17 protein-coding genes are annotated in these 16,770 nt (G+C 71.9%); 6 read left to right on the top strand and 11 right to left on the bottom strand.

The genetic code is table 11. From position 1 onward, the window contains the following. Positions 1–31: 31 nt before the first annotated feature. The 5 genes from ABEA34_RS16110 to ABEA34_RS16090 form a co-directional block, all read right to left on the bottom strand. Positions 32–910 carry a glycosyltransferase family 2 protein gene (locus ABEA34_RS16110; protein WP_345522401.1) on the bottom strand — a complete coding sequence of 293 codons (879 nt, stop codon included), beginning with the start codon at positions 908–910 and terminating at the stop codon, positions 32–34. Positions 911–1,061: 151 nt separating this feature from the next. After that, positions 1,062–2,138 carry a Gfo/Idh/MocA family protein gene (locus ABEA34_RS16105; RefSeq protein WP_345522399.1) on the bottom strand — a complete coding sequence of 359 codons (1,077 nt, stop codon included), beginning with the start codon at positions 2,136–2,138 and terminating at the stop codon, positions 1,062–1,064. 24 nt (positions 2,139–2,162) lie between these two features. Beyond that, the gene (locus ABEA34_RS16100; RefSeq protein ID WP_345522398.1) at positions 2,163–3,275 is read right to left on the bottom strand and encodes a DegT/DnrJ/EryC1/StrS family aminotransferase; all 1,113 of its coding nucleotides are present in this window, start codon (positions 3,273–3,275) and stop codon (positions 2,163–2,165) included. Then, positions 3,272–3,871 carry a dTDP-4-dehydrorhamnose 3,5-epimerase gene (gene rfbC / locus ABEA34_RS16095; protein ID WP_345522396.1) on the bottom strand — a complete coding sequence of 200 codons (600 nt, stop codon included), beginning with the start codon at positions 3,869–3,871 and terminating at the stop codon, positions 3,272–3,274. Before rfbC ends, ABEA34_RS16100 begins: the two co-directional genes overlap by 4 nt. Then, positions 3,868–4,887, bottom strand: a complete 1,020-nt coding sequence (locus tag ABEA34_RS16090; protein ID WP_345522395.1) for a dTDP-glucose 4,6-dehydratase — start codon at positions 4,885–4,887, stop codon at positions 3,868–3,870. The genes rfbC and ABEA34_RS16090 overlap by 4 nt, the downstream gene beginning before the upstream one ends. 184 nt (positions 4,888–5,071) lie before the next feature. Between ABEA34_RS16090 and ABEA34_RS16085 the strand changes: the two genes are divergently transcribed. After that, the gene (locus ABEA34_RS16085) at positions 5,072–6,058 is read left to right on the top strand and encodes a hypothetical protein (protein WP_345522393.1); all 987 of its coding nucleotides are present in this window, start codon (positions 5,072–5,074) and stop codon (positions 6,056–6,058) included. 19 nt (positions 6,059–6,077) lie between these two features. Here ABEA34_RS16085 and ABEA34_RS16080 read toward each other — a convergent pair whose 3' ends face one another. Beyond that, a complete protein-coding gene (locus tag ABEA34_RS16080) occupies positions 6,078–6,764 on the bottom strand; it encodes a hypothetical protein (protein ID WP_345522392.1) in 687 nt (228 codons plus the stop codon). 177 nt (positions 6,765–6,941) lie between these two features. Between ABEA34_RS16080 and ABEA34_RS16075 the strand changes: the two genes are divergently transcribed. From ABEA34_RS16075 to ABEA34_RS16065, 3 genes are all read left to right on the top strand, one after another. Continuing rightward, positions 6,942–8,000, top strand: a complete 1,059-nt coding sequence (locus ABEA34_RS16075; protein ID WP_345522391.1) for an LCP family protein — start codon at positions 6,942–6,944, stop codon at positions 7,998–8,000. A gap of 73 nt (positions 8,001–8,073) precedes the next feature. Then, a complete protein-coding gene (locus ABEA34_RS16070; protein WP_345522390.1) occupies positions 8,074–8,730 on the top strand; it encodes an acyltransferase in 657 nt (218 codons plus the stop codon). 121 nt (positions 8,731–8,851) lie between these two features. Beyond that, on the top strand, positions 8,852–9,634 hold the full coding sequence (locus ABEA34_RS16065) for a response regulator (protein ID WP_345522389.1): 783 nt from the start codon (positions 8,852–8,854) through the stop codon (positions 9,632–9,634). A gap of 16 nt (positions 9,635–9,650) precedes the next feature. On the opposite strand, the gene ABEA34_RS16060 is transcribed toward ABEA34_RS16065, so the two are convergent. Together ABEA34_RS16060 and ABEA34_RS16055 are read right to left on the bottom strand one after the other, a co-directional pair. After that, positions 9,651–10,430, bottom strand: coding sequence for a 3'(2'),5'-bisphosphate nucleotidase CysQ (locus ABEA34_RS16060; RefSeq protein ID WP_345522388.1), 780 nt, complete (start codon positions 10,428–10,430; stop codon positions 9,651–9,653). 5 nt (positions 10,431–10,435) lie between these two features. Further along, a complete protein-coding gene (locus tag ABEA34_RS16055) occupies positions 10,436–10,873 on the bottom strand; it encodes a MarR family winged helix-turn-helix transcriptional regulator (protein WP_345522387.1) in 438 nt (145 codons plus the stop codon). Positions 10,874–10,954: 81 nt separating this feature from the next. Between ABEA34_RS16055 and ABEA34_RS16050 the strand changes: the two genes are divergently transcribed. Continuing rightward, positions 10,955–11,923, top strand: a complete 969-nt coding sequence (locus tag ABEA34_RS16050) for a quinone oxidoreductase family protein (RefSeq protein WP_345522385.1) — start codon at positions 10,955–10,957, stop codon at positions 11,921–11,923. On the opposite strand, the gene pth is transcribed toward ABEA34_RS16050, so the two are convergent. Further along, positions 11,913–12,512 carry an aminoacyl-tRNA hydrolase gene (gene pth / locus ABEA34_RS16045; RefSeq protein WP_345522384.1) on the bottom strand — a complete coding sequence of 200 codons (600 nt, stop codon included), beginning with the start codon at positions 12,510–12,512 and terminating at the stop codon, positions 11,913–11,915. The genes ABEA34_RS16050 and pth overlap by 11 nt on opposite strands. A gap of 38 nt (positions 12,513–12,550) precedes the next feature. Continuing rightward, on the bottom strand, positions 12,551–13,228 hold the full coding sequence (locus ABEA34_RS16040) for a 50S ribosomal protein L25/general stress protein Ctc (RefSeq protein ID WP_345522383.1): 678 nt from the start codon (positions 13,226–13,228) through the stop codon (positions 12,551–12,553). 189 nt (positions 13,229–13,417) lie between these two features. Here ABEA34_RS16040 and pepN point away from each other — a divergent pair, with 189 nt between their 5' ends. After that, positions 13,418–15,832 carry an aminopeptidase N gene (gene pepN, locus ABEA34_RS16035; RefSeq protein ID WP_345522382.1) on the top strand — a complete coding sequence of 805 codons (2,415 nt, stop codon included), beginning with the start codon at positions 13,418–13,420 and terminating at the stop codon, positions 15,830–15,832. A gap of 14 nt (positions 15,833–15,846) precedes the next feature. Here pepN and ABEA34_RS16030 read toward each other — a convergent pair whose 3' ends face one another. Beyond that, on the bottom strand, positions 15,847–16,566 hold the full coding sequence (locus ABEA34_RS16030; RefSeq protein WP_345522381.1) for a helix-turn-helix transcriptional regulator: 720 nt from the start codon (positions 16,564–16,566) through the stop codon (positions 15,847–15,849). Positions 16,567–16,770 lie beyond the last annotated feature (204 nt).

Raw genomic sequence — 16,770 nt, 5'->3', positions numbered from 1 at the left:
TCCGAGCCCGAGATCCGATGGGGCCGACGCGCTAGGCACGGGAGCTCTCGTCCCTGAGCCAGCTCGTGAAGTCACCCGCGCGGACGGCTCGGCGGGCGCCGATCCGGGCGACGAGGGTGACTCCGATGAAGACGGGCAGCTGGGCGGCCAGCAGCGGGCTGCGGGCCGCGGTCCGGCCGACGTCGGAGAGAGGCACCGCACCCCGGGTCCGCACCCCGAGCGACGTCGCCTGGGCGTTGCCGGTCGCGACCCGCACCCGACGGCGTACGAGGTCCCGCAGGGTGCGGGGCGGTCGGACGGTCACGAGCGCCTGGTCGACGATCCGGTACTCCCCGTCCACGAAGGCCTCGTCGACGCCGAGGTCGTCGTTGAGCATCGTGGGCTGCGCGGAGACGCGGCGCTGACCCTCGGCGGAGAGAGCGAACGCGCCCCGGCCGAAGAGCCCCGTCCGCACGCGCGGCAGCTGCTCCCAGAACCCGTAGTACCAGCGGACCGTCCACGCGCAGCCGTCGGTCGGCTGCACCCGCCGGGGGCCGGCCGCCAGCAGACCCTCGCGCTCGATCGCGCCGACCAGCCGGAGGACGTCCTGCCCGGTCAGCTCGACGTCGGCGTCCAGGTGGACGCGCGGGAAGACCGACGTGGCGAGGTTGCCCACCTCGACCGCCCGGGCCTTCGACGGCTCGGCGATCTCGATCACGCGGGCGAGCGGAGCGCTCTCCCGGGCCACGGCGGCCGTGTCGTCGGAGCAGCCGTTGCAGACGACGACGACCTCGAAGGTGCCCGGCCGTACGCCGCGCGCCAGCGCAGCGAGGGTCCGGGCGATCACCGCCGCTTCGTCGTGCGCGGGGATCACCACGCTCGCGATCGGCCCGGGCCGACCCCCAGCGGGACCTGCGGTCTCAGTCACCATGTCCGTTTGCTCCTTGACCGGCTCTCGTCGCCGAGTGCCGCAACCACCGACGCCGTACGGCGTCTCGATCCGAGAATGCGCGTGTGCCCCGTCGGCCGCGGGAGAGCGCGGGTCCAATGCCCCAATTTGGGGACGCCTTGGGAGACACGCCTTAGCCGGCGACCGCGACGGCGGGGTGCCGCCAGCCGCTCGGGGCGAGCGGCTGCAGCTCGCCGGACTGGCGCAGGCTGCGGCCGGCAGCCTCGAGGACGTCGAGGATGCGCAGCCCGGCGGTGCCGTCGGTGCGCGGCTGCCGGCGCCCCCGGATGCTCGCCGCGAACTCCTCCACCATCGAGCGGAGGGCTTCCTTCTCGTCGAGGGCGGGGGACCACGTGTCCCCCACCCGGTAGGCGACCGTCCGCGCGGCCCGCTCCTCACCGCTGGCCGGACGGTCGATCAGGTCGACGCCCCGGTCGAAGACGCTGACGCGCTGGACCAGGTTGAGGTCGTCCCAGACCAGGGTGCGCTCGGTCCCCCCGATCACCATCTGCCGGATCTTCGTCGGGCTCATCCAGTTGACGTGGACGTGCGCGAGCGCGCCGCCGGCGAGCGGGAGCGACAGGTAGCCCACGCAGGACTTGCCGGCGCCGAGCGGGTCGGCGCCGTGCGCCGCGACCCCGAGCGGCTGCAGGCCGCCGGGGAGCACGAAGTCGAAGACCGAGAGGTCGTGCGGGGCGAGGTCCCAGAGCACGTCGACGTCGGGCTGGACCAAGCCCAGGTTGATCCGCACCGAGTCGACGAACAGGATCTCTCCGAGCGCGCCCTCGGCCACCAGCTCCCGGATCTTCGAGACGGCCGGTGTGTAGCAGTAGGTGTGGTCGCACATCAGCACCAGACCGCGCTCCCGGGCGAGCGCGACCATCTCGCGACCCCGCTCGGAGGTGTCCGCGAGCGGCTTCTCGACCAGGACGTGCTTGCCCGCCCGCAGCGCCGCCAGCGTGATGCCGTGGTGCGACCGCGCCGGCGTCGCGATGGCGACGGCGTCGACCTCGTCGCCGGCCAGCAGCACGTCGAGGCTGGACTCGACCCGGACGTCGGGCAGCTGCTGGGTCACGCGGCGGGCGCGTTCGACGTCGAGGTCGCACACCGCTGTGAGCTCCCAGTCGTCGCTCGCGGCGAAGTTGCGCACCAGGTTGGGGCCCCAGTAGCCGGCGCCGACGACGGCGACCCGCAGACGATCTGTGGACACGCGAAACCTCCGGGAGGGTGGGGTTCAGAGACACTTGGAGAGAGCGGCGACGACCTGGTCCTGCTCGTCGTCGGTCAGCCCGACGAACATCGGCAGCAGGATCGTGCTGGCGGCAGCGGCCTCGGTCGCCGGCAAGGGATGGCTCGGGACGTCCCGGTACGCCGGCTGGTCGTGGATCGCGAAGATGCGACGGGTGGCCACGTCGAGCTCCAGCATCGAGCGCATCACGTCCTCCTGGCTGCGCGAGGTGCGCAGCCGGACGTTGTAGGACTGGTAGACGTGCTCGAAGCCCACGGGCGCGTACGGCGTTGCGACCCGGTCCTCGGCGGCGAGCAGGTCGTCGTAGCGCCGGCCGAGCCGTCGGCGCTCGGCGACGATCTCGTCGACCCGCCCCATCTGCACGACGCCGATGGCGGCCTGGATGTCGGTCATCTTGTAGTTGAACCCGACCTCGGGGTAGGTCTCGAGGATGATCCTGGCGGCGCGGTCGCGATCGGCCGTCGACACCGACGCGGCGTGCGCACGCAACAGGCGCAGGTGCGCCGCCACGTCGTCGTCGTCGGTGGTGACCATTCCCCCCTCGCCGGTCGTCAGGATCTTGCGCGCGTCGAAGGAGAAGCAGGTGATGTCGGAGATCGCGCCGAGGCGCCGGCCGTGGATCGCCGCCCCCAGCGACGGCGCGGCGTCCTCCACCACGGACAGTCCGTGCCGGGCGGCGATCGACGTCAACGCCGGCAGGTCTGCGGGCAGCCCGATCTGACTCACCGGAAGGATCACCCTCGTGCGAGACGTGATGGCGGCCTCGACGAGGTCGGGGTCGAGGTTGTAGGTCAGCGGGTCGATGTCGACGAACACCGGGGTGGCACCGGTGTAGCGGATCGCGTTGGCGGTCGCGATGAACGAGAACGACGGGCAGACGACCTCGTCACCTGGTCCGACCCCGGCAGCCAGCAGGGCCAGGTGCAGTCCTGTCGTGCAGCTGCTGACGGCGACGGCGTGGCGGGCGCCGACGTACTCGGCGACCAACCGCTCGAACTCGGCGGTGCGAGGACCGTTCATCACCCAGCCGCTGCGCACGGCGTCCGCCGCCGCGGCCGCCTCCGCCTCCCCCAGCGTGAGCCTCGTGATCGGGATCATGAGCGGGCCGTCGCGGGCTCGGTCCGGGCCGTCCAGAGCGGCCCGAAGTCGGGATCGTCGAGGTAGTCGCGGAGCGTGGGTGCCGACGCGTCCTTGACGGAGGTCAGCGGGTGGGAGACGGGCCATGCGATCGCGAGGAGCGGGTCGTCGTACCGGAGCGCGCGTTCGGCCGTGCCGTCGTGGAGCTGGGTGCACTTGTACTGCACCTCGGCCACGTCGGAGACGACGGCGAAGCCGTGGGCGAAGGTGGGCGGGACGAGCAGCTGCCGCCGGTTCTGGGCGCTCAACGTGACTCCCAGCCACCGTCCGAAGGTCGGCGAGGTGACCTCGAGATCCACCACGACGTCGAAGATCTCGCCCACCGGGCAGCGGACCAGTCGCCACTGCTCGCTCGGAGGCGCCTGGTAGTGCAGGCCCCGGACGACGCCGCCGCGCGAGCGCGAGTGGTTGTCCTGGACGAAGCGGAGATCGATCCCGAGCTCGCGGAGGGTGCGCTGGCTGTGGGACTCGTAGAAGAAGCCTCGGTCGTCCTCGAACACCTCGTGGTCGAGGACCTTGACGCCGGGCAGGCCGGCGTCGGTGACCGTGGTTCTCATCGGACCCAGTTCCTGTCCTCGATCGCCTCGAGCATCTCCTGCGGCGCCTGCGGCCTGGTCGCGAACCACCACACCAGCTCGGCGATGCCGTCCTCGAGCCGGACCTGCGGTCGGAACCCCGTCAACGTCCGCATCAGGGTGTCGTCGACGACGAGCCGGCGGACGTCGCCAGGACGCTCCTCGAGCCGCTCGACGCCTCCGGAGTCCGGGCCGACCGACCAGTGGATGGCGGTGACCAGGTCGTTGATCGTGGTCTCCGACCCCGAGCCCAGGTTGACCGTCCGCCCCACCGCGGCCTCGCACGAGGCCAGCGCGATCAGCCCGCGAGCGGTGTCGGAGACGTGCATGAAGTCGCGGGTCTGCTCGCCGTCGCCGAAAACGATCGCGGGCTCTCCGCAGAGCGAGCGCACGATGGTCCGCGGGATCACCTCGCCGCTGTCCCCTTCGAAGTGGCTGCGCGGTCCGTAGGTGTTGAAGGGGCGGGCGACGACCACCGGCAGTCCGTAGGTCCGCCAGTGCGCCCGCGCGTACGCCTCGCCGGCGAGCTTCGCCCCGCCGTACACCGTCTCGGGCCAGGTCGGGTGCAGCTCGTCCATCGGGGTCCGCTGCGCCGTGCCGAAGACCTCGCTCGAGCTGACGTGGACGAAGCGGCGGACCCGGGCTGCGAGAGCCGCCTGGAGGAGCACGAGTGTCCCCTCCGCGTTGACCGAGTGGTTCTCGATCGGGTCGTGGAGGCTGTGCCGCACGCCGAGGCAGGCGAGGTGGAAGACCACGTCGACGCCGTCCAGGACGGCGGCCATCGCCGCCCGGTCCCGGACGTCGGCCACGACCAGGGTCGTGCGCGGGTTCCCGAGCGCGTCCGCGAGGTTCTCGCGCCGCCCGTTGACGAAGTCGTCGACCACCCTGACCTCGCGGACATCGGCGGCCAGCAGCCCGTCGACCAGGTGACTTCCGATGAAGCCAGCCCCGCCCGTGACCAGTACCCTTGAATCCTGCAGGCCGCCGATGTCGTGCACGAATGACCCCCGATCGAATGCTGTGTCGCCCCCCTTGGGCACGTCGAGGATGGCCATGTCCGGTGGGCCCGATAGGCCCCTCCGGCGCCCGGTTACCCAAAATTGGCGAGGGGTTTCGCCGTTTGCGGGTCACAGCCGGGGCAACGCTCCCCAGGACCGACCCCCCGAAGTGAAGAAGACCCCCATGCCTCATCCGACCCCCCGTCGACGCCCCCTGCCCACCTTCCGGATCCGCCGATCGGCCGCCGCGGCACTCGCCACGGTCGCTGCCATCACGGTGCTGCCCACTGCCCTGACCGTGGCTCCGGCCTCGGCGCGCACCGCGGTGGCCGCCGCCCAGGCCCCCGCCGCCGCGCCGGCGACCGCGCACCGCAAGGCCGGGGCTGCCTGGCCCGGCAAGCACAACACCGGTGTCCCCGCCGGGCTCAAGCTCCGCGCGTACACCGGGTCGTGCACCATCACCCGACCGACGACGATCATCGGCGTCGACGCCACCCGCCGGTGCGACGCGATCCTGGTGCGTGCGCCCGGCGTCGAGATCCGGCGCTCGTTGCTCCCCCGCGTCGACGCGACGGACGGCGGCGACAGCGCCGTGACCCTGATCCGGTCGACCGTTGACGGCGGCCGGTGGAGCGACGGCGCCATCTGGGGCTACAACATCACCGCGCGCAGGGTCGAGGTGACCGGCGCCCAGCACAGCTTCCACTGCGCCGGCAACTGCCGCGTCATCCGCTCCTGGCTGCACGCCCAGTACAACCCGGCCGGCGAGAGCTACCACAACAACGCCTTCATCTCGAACGGCGGCAGCCGGATGGTGCTGCGCCACAACCGGCTGGCGTGCACCCCTCAGGTGAACAGCACCGACGGTGGCTGCACCGCCGACCTGTCCCTCTTCGGTGACTTCGACCCGATCAGGCACGTGCGCGTGATCCACAACCTGTTCGTCGCGAACTCGACCGGGATCTCCTACTGCATGCATGCGGGCTACAACCCCGACAAGCCGCACGGTGACGACCCGTCGTACGTCGTCGTCAAGGACAACGTCTTCCAGCGTGGAACCAACCGCAAGTGCGGCGTCTGGGGCCCCGTGACGTCGTTCCGGCGCAGCGGCGTCGGCAACGAGTGGACCGGCAACCGGTGGGAGGACGGCCGCGTGGTGCGCAGCCAGTGACCCAGCCCCCGGGGCCTGCCTAGGGTCCGTCCGCGACGGCGACGATCGACTTGGTGACACCGAACGCCCGCTCCCGCAGGATCTGCGAGCCGGGAAAGTAGGCCCTGAGCTCCGCGACGCCGATCAGCTCGGTCCACTGCACCTCCGACATGGCCTGCGCGGCGGATCCCGGCTTGGTGTGCGCCATCGGCCACGCCGCGGCGACCCGTGCGCGCAGGCCCATCGGGAGGAACTGCAGGCCGGGGAACAGCCAGTGCGGCTCTACCGGGAAGTAGCGGTAGGGCGTCTGGACCCAGTGGCGCGGCGCCAGCTCCCTGGCCTCGGCGGCCAGGGCGGCCCGCTGGGCGTGCCCGCCGACGTGCTCGATCAGCGAGTTCGAGAAGACCAGGTCGTAGCGCTGACCCTGGCCGGCGGTCCTGAGCGCCTCCCTGGCGGCGCAGGCGTCGCCGGTCACGGGCACGATCCAGGACTCGTCGGCCGCTCCGGGCTCGAACAGGTTCACCACCGTGACCCGCGCCGGGCGGACCGGGGCTCGCCGCCACGCCTCGGCGGTGCCGCCGAGGTCGACGACCTCCATGCGGGACAGGTCGGGGAACCGCTCGGCGACCAGCTCCCAGCGCCGCGCGCGCCGCCGCGCACCTACCGAGGTCGGCGAGTCGACCAGCATCCGGCGAAGGCGCTGGGACCCGACTGATGCAACCGTCACGTGAACCCCCTTGATGGGCGGGGATCGGCGGCCGACCCCCCGGCCCGTCCGATCCCCGCACTCCCAGGATGACGAGTGCCGGCCCGACTACCGCGATCTCGTTGACCGGTTCCCCCAACCTGGGTATCCGCGGGCGCAGACGCCCAGCGAGGCATGGGGGCGGCGCTTCATGGGCCCATGAGGGGGAACCAGCACGACGGCGTACGGACCGAGCGGCACAACGTCCGGAAGGCTCTGGTCGGCCTGCTGGTGTGCCTGATGCTGCTGGCGCTGGTCCCGGTCGCGATGCTCGCCTACCTCGAGCACCACCTCTCGTCGAACGTCACCCGGATCCCGGGGGTGTTCGAGGGCCTCGCGGACCGACCGAGCCGACCTGCGGGTCCCGCCGGCGATGCGGTCAACATCCTCGTCGTCGGCACCGACCGACGCTCCGACGTCCCGACGACGGGCAGTGGCGCGAGGGCACCCTCCTGGGTGCTCGGGGCCCAGCGCAGCGACGCGCTGATGATCCTCCACATCTCCGCCGACCGACGCTCGGCGGCGGTCGTCTCGATCCCGCGGGACACCTGGGTCAACGTGCCGGGCTACGGCATGGCCAAGATCAACGCCGCCTTCTCGTTCGCAGGGCCGTCGCTGGCGATCGCCACCGTGGAGCTGCTCACCAACGTGCGGATCGACCACCTCGCCGTCGTCGACTGGTCCGGGTTCGAGGCCCTGGTCGACTCCGTCGGCGGGATCACCGTGACCGTTCCCGACACCGTCACCGACCCGGTGCACGACGTCACCTGGACAGCCGGGGAGCACCATCTCGACGGGGCCCAGGCGCTGGACTACGTCGCCCAGCGACACGGCCTGCCGCTCGGCGACCTCAGCCGCATCGAGCGGCAGCAGGTCGTGCTGCGCACCCTCATGCAGGACGCGTTGCACCAGGAGATGCGCAAGGACCCGCGCATGCTCTACCGGTTCCTCGACACCGTCAGCCAGCACCTGTCCGTCGACAGCGACTGGTCGACCCAGGACATGGTCGCGCTGGTGATCTCGATGCGGAGCTTCACGACGGCCGACCTGACCTACCTCACGATGCCGGTCGCGGGCTTCGGCACCGAGGGGGGACAGAGCGTCGTGTACGCCGCACGCCGGCCCGCCCGAGCGCTGTGGGGAGCGCTGATCGGAGACGAGGTCCCGGCCTGGGCCGCCGCGCACCAGGGTCGGCTCACCCCCGCCACGGTCAGCTGAGCCGTCCCGACTATTGGGTAGTCGTGCACGCCACCGCTCATCGGCCCGGCCCCGGCGTTCTCTAATCGGCACCATGTCCGTCACACCTCCACCCCGCGTGCAGCCCTCGGCCGACGTCGACCAACTCGCCGTCGTCGGACCGGACACCGTGGTGTGGCACCTCGCCCAGATCCGGGAGAACGCCATCGTCGGCGAGAGCTGCGTGATCGGCCGCGGCGCGTACATCGGCCCCGGAGTGGTGATCGGCGATCGGTGCAAGATCCAGAACCACGCGCTGGTCTACGAGCCGGCGTTCGTCGAGAACGGTGCGTTCATCGGCCCGGCCGTCGTCTTCACCAACGACTGCTTCCCGCGCGCTGTCTGCCCGGACGGCCGGCTGAAGTCCGCCGAGGACTGGGAGCCGGTCGGCGTCCACGTGGGTGAGGGCGCGTCGATCGGCGCGCGGGCGGTGTGCATCGCCCCCGTCAGCATCGGGCGGTGGGCGACGGTGGCCGCGGGCGCGGTCGTGACGCGCGACGTGCCCGACTTCGCGTTGGTCGCAGGTGTCCCCGCCCGACAGATCGGCTGGGTCGGACGAGCCGGCGTACCCCTGGAACGGGTGGCGGGCGGGACCTTCCGGTGCCCCGCCACCGACCACCGCTTCTTCGAGTGGAAGGGCAGCCTGAGGGAGGACGTCCTCACGGAGTCGGCTCCCGGGCTCGATGATGCCGATCGGACCCTCCCTGCGTGATCGGCGCTCGCCGTCTTCTCGGCCCCCACAGGCGTGGCGCGTGGACCGGTGCCCCCAAAATGTGGTATCCGGCTCTGGATTACCTGACGCCTCGCAGCGGCCGCCGCGCAGGGTGACGCCTGTGACGACGCAGACGATGAACCTCGACCACCAGCCCACCCCTGACCTGCGTGGAGCGGCCACCGCGGTGGCACCGACCCGGCCAGCCGGGACCGCACGGACCGGACGCAGCCGCTGCCGGCTGCGCGTGCTGATCCTCGACGACCACGCACTCTTCGCCGAGTGCCTCGACCTCGCGCTGACGACGAGCGGCCACGACGTGCAGAAGGCAGAGCTGCCGACGAACCCCGCGAGGTCGGCGCGGTTGCTCACCATGGTCTGCCGGACCCGCCCGGACGTCGTCGTCCTCGACCTCGACCTCGGAGCCTTCGGCGACGGTGCCCGGTTGATCCCGTCACTCGTGCAGAGCGGCGCCGCGGTGGTCGTCGTCACGGCCGACGAGGACCAGGCCCGCTGGGGCGAGTGCATGCGCTACGGCGCGCGCAAGGTGATCAGCAAGATGATGCCCCTCAACGAGATCGTCGCCACCCTTCGGCGCCTCGGCGACGGCCTGCCCGTCCTGCAGGCCACGGAGCGTCAGGACCTCATCCGCCGGTGGCACGAGAACCGGGTGCAGGAGCAGGTGCTGCGGACGAAGTTCAACCAGCTGACCGTCCGCGAGTCCGAGATCCTGGGGCACCTCACGCACGGTCGCACGGTCCGCGACATCGCCACGCTCTCGGTCGTCTCCGAGGCGACGGTCCGGACCCAGGTGAAGTCGATCCTCGCCAAGCTCGGCGTGTCCTCCCAGATCGCCGCCGTCGCGGTGGCGCACCAGGTCGACTGGCGGTCACCGGTCGACTGACGACCACCGTGCCCGGCTACTCGATGCCGTGGCGCAGGACGAACTCCAGGATCCGCTCGGCCAGCTCGGGACGGCAGACGATCAGGTCGGGCAGGTAGACGTCGTCCTGGTTGTACTCGAGCGCCGACCCGTCGATCCGGGACGTGAAGAGCCCGGCGGCGCGGGCGACCGCGACGGGGGCCGCCGAGTCCCACTCGTACTGGCCGCCGGCGTGCACGTAGGCGTCGGTGATGTCGCGCGCGACCGAGATGACCTTGACCCCGGCCGAGCCCATCGGCACCAGCTCGGCGTCGATCTCCTCGGCCAGGCCGTGCACGAACTCCGGCGGTCGGCTGCGGGAGACCGCGATCCGGGGCCGGGCCGCCGTGGTGGGAGGTACGACGGGCGGTCGGCCGGTGTCGAAGGTCTCACCCTGCGCCGGGAGCGCGACGGCTCCGGCCGTCAGGTCGCCGTCCTGCCACAGGGCCACGTGCACGGCCCAGTCGTCGCGCGGCACCTCGGAGAACTCGCGGGTGCCGTCGAGCGGGTCGACGATCCACACCCGGCTGTTGGTCAGCCGCGCCTTGTCGTCCTTGCCCTCCTCGGAGAGGACGGCGTCGCCCGGCCGGTGCTCGGCGAGCAGCTCCATCAGCAGCTCATGGGCAGCGCGGTCGCCGGCGTCCTTGAGCTCGCGGCCCTCGAGGCCCTCAGCGCGCACCTCGAGCAGCCGCTCACCGGCCACCGTGGCCAGCCAGGCGGCGAGCGCGTGGTCGTCGGACGCGGCAGCGGCAGGCGGGGCTCCAGGGGCGAAGGTCATGCCGGTCACCCTAGCCAGGCCGGGTCGGCGTCGAGGATGCGGCGGGTGGCACGCACCAGCGCCCGCCGGTCCGACTCGGACACGTCGGCGGTCAGCGCCTCGATCCGCTCGGCGAACGCAGCAGCGGCCGCCGCCACCGTCGCGCGGGCGGCCGGCGTCAGGGACACGTGGACGACCCGCCGGTCGTCGGCACTCACGGTGCGCTCGACGAGACCGCGACGCTGAGCCCGGTCGACCAGGCCGCTGATGCTGGACTTGTCGAGCCCGAGGTGGCGCCCCAGCTCGTTCATCGTCGGCTCGCGGTCGCGGAGCACCCCCAGCAGCCGCGCCTGGATCGGCGACATGTCGTGCTCGGCGGCGAGGCCCGCGAAGACGCCCTGCACGAGGAACGACAGCTGGGCGAGGGCGTCGACGAGGTCGAGCTCGTCCGTCGGGTCGGTCACGGCGACAGTCTACTTGAAATGGTTTGCGTCACGAACTACATTAGTTCGTATCACGAACCTTTATTTCCTGGAGGAATCGCCATGCAGACCTGTGCCGCCGTCGTCAGCTCGTTCGACCACCCGCCCCGCTACGAGGCGTTCGACTTCCCCGCGCCCGCGGATCCCGACCAGGCGGTCGTCGACGTGCTCGCGACCGGGCTGCACCCGCGCGTCCGCAGCGGCGCCTCCGGCCGTCACTACTCGAGCACCGGACGGCTCCCGATGGTCCCGGGCATCGACGGCGTCGGCCGGACGACCGAGGGCCGGGTCGTCTACTTCGTGGCCGACGACGACCTCCCCGGCTCGATGGCCGAGCAGACCGTCGTCGACACCCGCCGCACCGTCCCGCTCCCGGACGGCACCGACGTCGTCCAGGTGGCTGCGGCCATGAACCCGGCCATGTCGGCGTGGGTCGCCCTGCGCCGACGGGTGCCGATCCGACCCGGTCAGTCCGTGCTCGTCCTGGGCGCCACCGGCAACGCCGGGCGGATGGCGATCCAGGTCGCCCGGCTCCTCGGCGCCGGCAGGGTCGTCGGCGCCGGGCGCAACGCGGAGGTGCTCGCGGGCCTGGGTGCCGACGCCACCGTGGCGCTCACCGACGACGCCGGCGCGACCGCCGCCGCCCTGGCCGAGCAGGCCGCCGAGGTGGACCTCGTCCTCGACTACCTCTGGGGCGCTCCGGCTGCGGCCGCGATGGTGCCCCTGCTCCGCGCGCGCTCCGACCGCAGCCGCGCCCTCGACTGGATCCAGATCGGGTCCGTGGCCGGACCCACGATCGAGCTGCCCTCGGTGGTGCTGCGGTCGGCCAACCTCCGGATCCAGGGCAACGGCCAGGGCGCCGTCTCCACGCGGGCGTACGTCGAGGAGCTGCCTGCGCTGGTGGAGGAGATCGGCTCGGGACGGATCGCGATCGCGACCCGCACCGAGCGGCTGGCCGACGTGGAGCGGGTCTGGACCGAGCCGGACGAGCCCGGCGTACGGACCGTGCTGACGCCCGACGTCAGGAGTTGAACTTCTGCTGGGTCCGCTCGAGGCCCTCGGCGACCAGCGTCTCGACGGCGTCGGCCGCGGTGTCCACCTGGAACGGCAGGATCTTCTGCTCCGCCGACGAGTAGTTGGACAGCACGAAGTCGGCCACGTCCTGGCGGCCCGGCGGGCGGCCGATGCCGACCCGCACCCGGTGGAAGTCGCCGGTGCCGAGCGACGAGCGCATCGAGCGCAGGCCGTTGTGGCCGTTGTCGCCGCCACCGAGCTTGACCCGCATCGTGTCGAACGGGATGTCCAGCTCGTCGTGGATCGCGACGATCCGCTCCGGCGGGACCTTGTAGAACGAGGCGAGCTGCTTGACCGGCCCGCCGAGCTCGTTCATGTAGCAGCGCGCCTTCATCAGCACGACGCGGGGGACGTCACTGCCGGGCGCACCCAGCCGGCCCTCGACGACGTCGGCCCGGCCGGACTTGTGGGCCCGGAACGACGAGCCCATCCGGGTCGCGAGCTCGTCCACGACGAGGTAGCCGATGTTGTGGCGGTGGCCGGCGTAGGAAGGGCCGGGATTCCCCAGCCCGACCACCAGCCACACGGGGGTGGTGGAGTCGGTCATGGAATCCCGGCCCTTCCTGTCGAGCAGATGACGGAGGATCACTCCGAGGCGGAGGCCTCGGTGCTCTCGTCGGCGCTGTCCTCGGCGCCGACCTCGTCGACGTCGTTGTCCGACTCGTCGCGCTCGATGCCGGCCTCGGCCTCGGCCTCCTCCAGCTCGGCGTCCAGCGCCTCCTGCGACTGCATCTCGGTGATGTTCACGACCAGCGTCTCCGGGTCGAGCAGCAGGACGCTGCCCGAGGGGAGCTTGAGGTCGGAGGCGTGGATCTGGGTGCCGGCCTCGAGGCCCTCGATGTCGACCTCGATGTACTCGGGGATGTGCGTGGCCTCGGCCTCGAGCTGGATCGTCGCGGTCTCGGTGACCACCAGGGTCTCGCGGGCGGCCTCGCCGTTGAGGTGGACGGGGACGTCGATGGTGACCCGCTCGCCCTTGACGACGGCGACGAAGTCGATGTGCTCGAGGTGACGCTTGATCGGGTCGACCTGGACCTGCTTGGTCAGGGCCAGCTGCGTCTTGCCGTCGATGTCCAGCTCGAGCAGCGCGTTCGCGCCGCCGTGCTTGATCGCCATCATCGTGGCGTGGCCCGGGAGGGTCACGTGGACGGGGTCGTTGCCGTGGCCGTAGATGACGGCGGGCACCTTGTTGTCGCGGCGGATGCGTCGCGCGGCACCCTTGCCGAACTCGGTGCGGGTCTCGGCGGTGATCTTCTCGCTCATGCGCTGCTCTCCTCGTACGTGCTGGCTGTTTCTGAGTCCTGGGCCTCGGCTCGACGCAGATCGTCGGCGGCGCATCCGGACGGATAGCCAGCCCTGTCGATCACGGAGTGGCAACCACTCCCTCGCCGAGGCAACTGCAGAAGACTACCGGCGCCCCACGCCCAGGGCGAAATCCATAGAGTCGGGGTCGTGTCCCTCACCCTCTCCGAGGCCCGTGCCCGTGCCGCCCAGCTCTCCGAGGTGTCGTACGACGTCGCGCTCGACGTCGGCGACCAGGGCTCGGCCACCTTCGGCTCCCGGACCACGGTGCGCTTCCGCTCGACCGGCCCCGACACCTTCCTCGAGCTCGCGTCGGCCGAGGACCTGACCGTCCTCGTCAATGGCGAGACCGCGCACCCGTCGTACGACGGCAGGCGGATCCACCTCACCGGGCTGCGCACCGATGGCGTCAACGAGGTCGTCGTGGTCGCGCGGCTGCCGTACGTCAGCGACGGCGAGGGCATGCACCGGACCGTCGACCCCGCCGACGGCGAGACCTATGTCGCGGCCTACCTGGGGATGGACCTGGCCCAGAAGGTGCTCGCGTGCTTCGACCAGAACGACCTCAAGGCGCCGGTCTCCGTGTCCGTGGACGCCCCGCCCGCCTGGACCGTGCTGGCCAACGGCGCCACGCTCGACGGCGCCCCCGGCGGTGATGGCCGCTGGCGGTTCGCCACGACGCCCCCGATCCCGGTGGCGCTGCTCGTCGTCGCCGCCGGGCCGTGGGTGTCGCGGCGGTGGGAGCACGCCGGGCTGCCGTTCGGGTGGCACGCGCGCGCATCGCTGTCCGGCGAGCTCGAGCGCGACTTCGGCGAGCTGCGCCGCGTCACGGAGAGCTGCTACGACCACTACGCCGACATGTTCGACGAGCCGTACGCCTTCGACTCCTACGACCAGGTGTTCGTGCCCGGCCTCAACTGGGGCGCCCAGGAGATGCCGGGCTGCGTCACCTACCGCGACGAGCTCCTCCCCCGCGGCCAGGTGCCCGAGGACGTCCGGATGTTCCGGGCCTCGGTGATCGCGCACGAGATGTCGCACATGTGGTTCGGCGACCTGATGACGATGACGTGGTGGGAGGACACCTGGCTCCAGGAGTCCTTCGCCGACTACATGGGCTACCGGGTCGCCGCCGACGCCGCGGGCTTCGACGGAGCGCTCGTCGGGCACGAGGTCGGCCAGAAGCCCGACGCGTACGACGCGGACCAGCGACGCTCCACCCACCCGATCGCTCCCGAGCCCGAGGACATCCCCGACGTCGACGCCGCTGCCACGATCTTCGACGCGATCTCCTACGCCAAGGGCAACTCCGTGCTCCGGCAGCTGGCGACCTGGCTCGGCGACGAGGTCTTCCTGCGGGGCGTCAACACGCACCTGACCCGGCACCGCTTCGGCAACGCCACCCTGGCCGACTTCGTGGACGCGCTCGACGAGGCTGCGGACCGCGACGTGCGCACCTGGGTCGATCAGTGGCTGCGCAGCACCGGCTTCGACACGATCCGCGTCGAGCGCGAGGGCGAGGTCCCGGTGCTGCACCGTGACGGGCCTCGCGCGCACCGGGTGCGGGTCACGGCGTACGACGACGCCTGGACAGTCGTCGGGTCCGAGCTCGTGGACCTCGCGGACGAGCCCGTGCCGCTGCCGGCGTACGCCGGGCTGGTCGTCGTGCCGAACGCGCACGGCGAGACGTTCGCGCGGATCGTGCTCGACGACCGTTCCTGGCAGGCCGTGGACGCCGGGCTGTGCCGGATCGAGGACGACCTGGTGCGGGCGGTGGTGTGGACGATGCTGGTCGATCGCGTGCAGTCCAGCGCCCTGGACGCGGTGACGTTCGGCGACCTGGTCGAGCGACACCTCCCCGGCGAGCGCAGCGCCATGATCGTGTCGGCCGTGCTGGACCGCACGCTGATGCGGGTGCTGCCGCTGCGGACGCCGCCCGACGAGGCAGCGGCGCTCCTGGAACGGCTCGCCGCGAGCTGCGCCACCGGGCTCCTGCACGCGACTTCTCCGGAGCTCGCGCTGGCCTTCGCGACCGGCGTCGCCGCCGGGTCACGCGACGTCGAGGTGCTCCGGGGCTGGCTGGCCGCCGGTGCCGTCGGGGACCTGGCCCTGCCGCCCGCGCTGCGCTGGGACGTCGTACGCCGCCTGGCCGCCCTCGGTGCGATGGACGCCGACGCGATCGAGCTGGAGCGGCTGCGGGATCCCGGCACCGACGCCGAGACCGGCGCCACCGCGGCGCTCGCCGCCCGGCCGACCGCGGCCGCCAAGGACGCCGCGTGGTCGACCGCCGCCGACCCCGCGGTCGACAACCGGATCTTCGCCGCGACCGTGCGCGGGATGTGGTCCGTGGAGCAGCCCGACCTGCTCGCGCCGTACGTCGAGCGCTACCTCCGCGAGGCGCCGGACTGGGCGGCGCGCGGCCAGGGCTTCGCCCAGGTGGTCGGCCTGGCGCGTCCCCGGATCGCCCTCACCGTCGACCAGGTCGCGCTGCTCGACGAGGTCCTCGCCGGCGACGTCCCGACCGTGCTGCGCCGGAAGTGGGAGGACTGGCGGGACGACCTCCGCTGACCGGTGCCCGCGCCTCAGTCCACCTGCTCGGTCGCTCGCACCAGGGCCACCGCCGCGAGCTGCGACCGTACGTCGAGCTTGTGGAGCACCGCTCGCACCTGGCTGCGGACCGTCGACTCCGAGAGCTCCAGCTGGGCGGCGATCGAGCGGACGGGCACACCGCTGGTCAGGAGGTCGAGCACCTGCAGCTCGCGTGCCGTCAGGCGGTTCAGGCGCTCCTGCATGCCGGCGGGCCCCTCCTGGGAGGTGCGCCAGGCCACGGCGAGCTCGTCGAGCTCGTCGGCGCACGGGGCGACCTGGCCGTCCGCCAGGAGCACGATCAGCTCGTAGATCTCGTCCAGGCTGGTCAGGTTGGGACGGACCGACGCGGCTCCGGCCGCACGCAGCGCACCCCACCGACCTCCGCGCGGGACACCGGTGAGCACCACCCACGGACCGTCCCACTCGCGGATCAGCATGGCCGACCGGGCCATCCGGATCGGCGTGTCGGCGTCGTAGATCAGCAGCGCGACGTCGGGCTGGACCCGAGCCAGCTGGCGATGGACCGGGTCGTCGCGGGAGCGACCGGGCCAGGTCAGGAGGGTGACGTCGATCTGCCTGCTCGCGAGCGCCGCGCGGACCGCCTCGGCGATCAGCGACAGGTCCGACGCGAGTGCGACCTTCGGGTGCGCTCGCACACCGGACCCAGTAGACGGCTCCGGGACGTGGCCCGAGCTGGAGGTCATGACCGTCATCGCCTGCCATGGTCGGACAGCGAGACCGACGGACGGGGAGAGGGATCACCGATCTCCCCCGATTTCGGGATGACGCGGTCTGTACCAGCCGCACCCCTGAGGTGTGTCGCTGACGAATCCCTTCCCCAAATTGTGGTATGGCCACTCAATCCGCCTGCAATGACGCGATCCGGCCACGGATATTGCAGTTTGTGTCATCCTGAC

The sequence above is a fragment of the Nocardioides conyzicola genome (assembly GCF_039543825.1).
GTDB lineage: Bacteria > Actinomycetota > Actinomycetes > Propionibacteriales > Nocardioidaceae > Nocardioides > Nocardioides conyzicola.
This window is presented reverse-complemented; position numbering and strand designations above follow the sequence as displayed.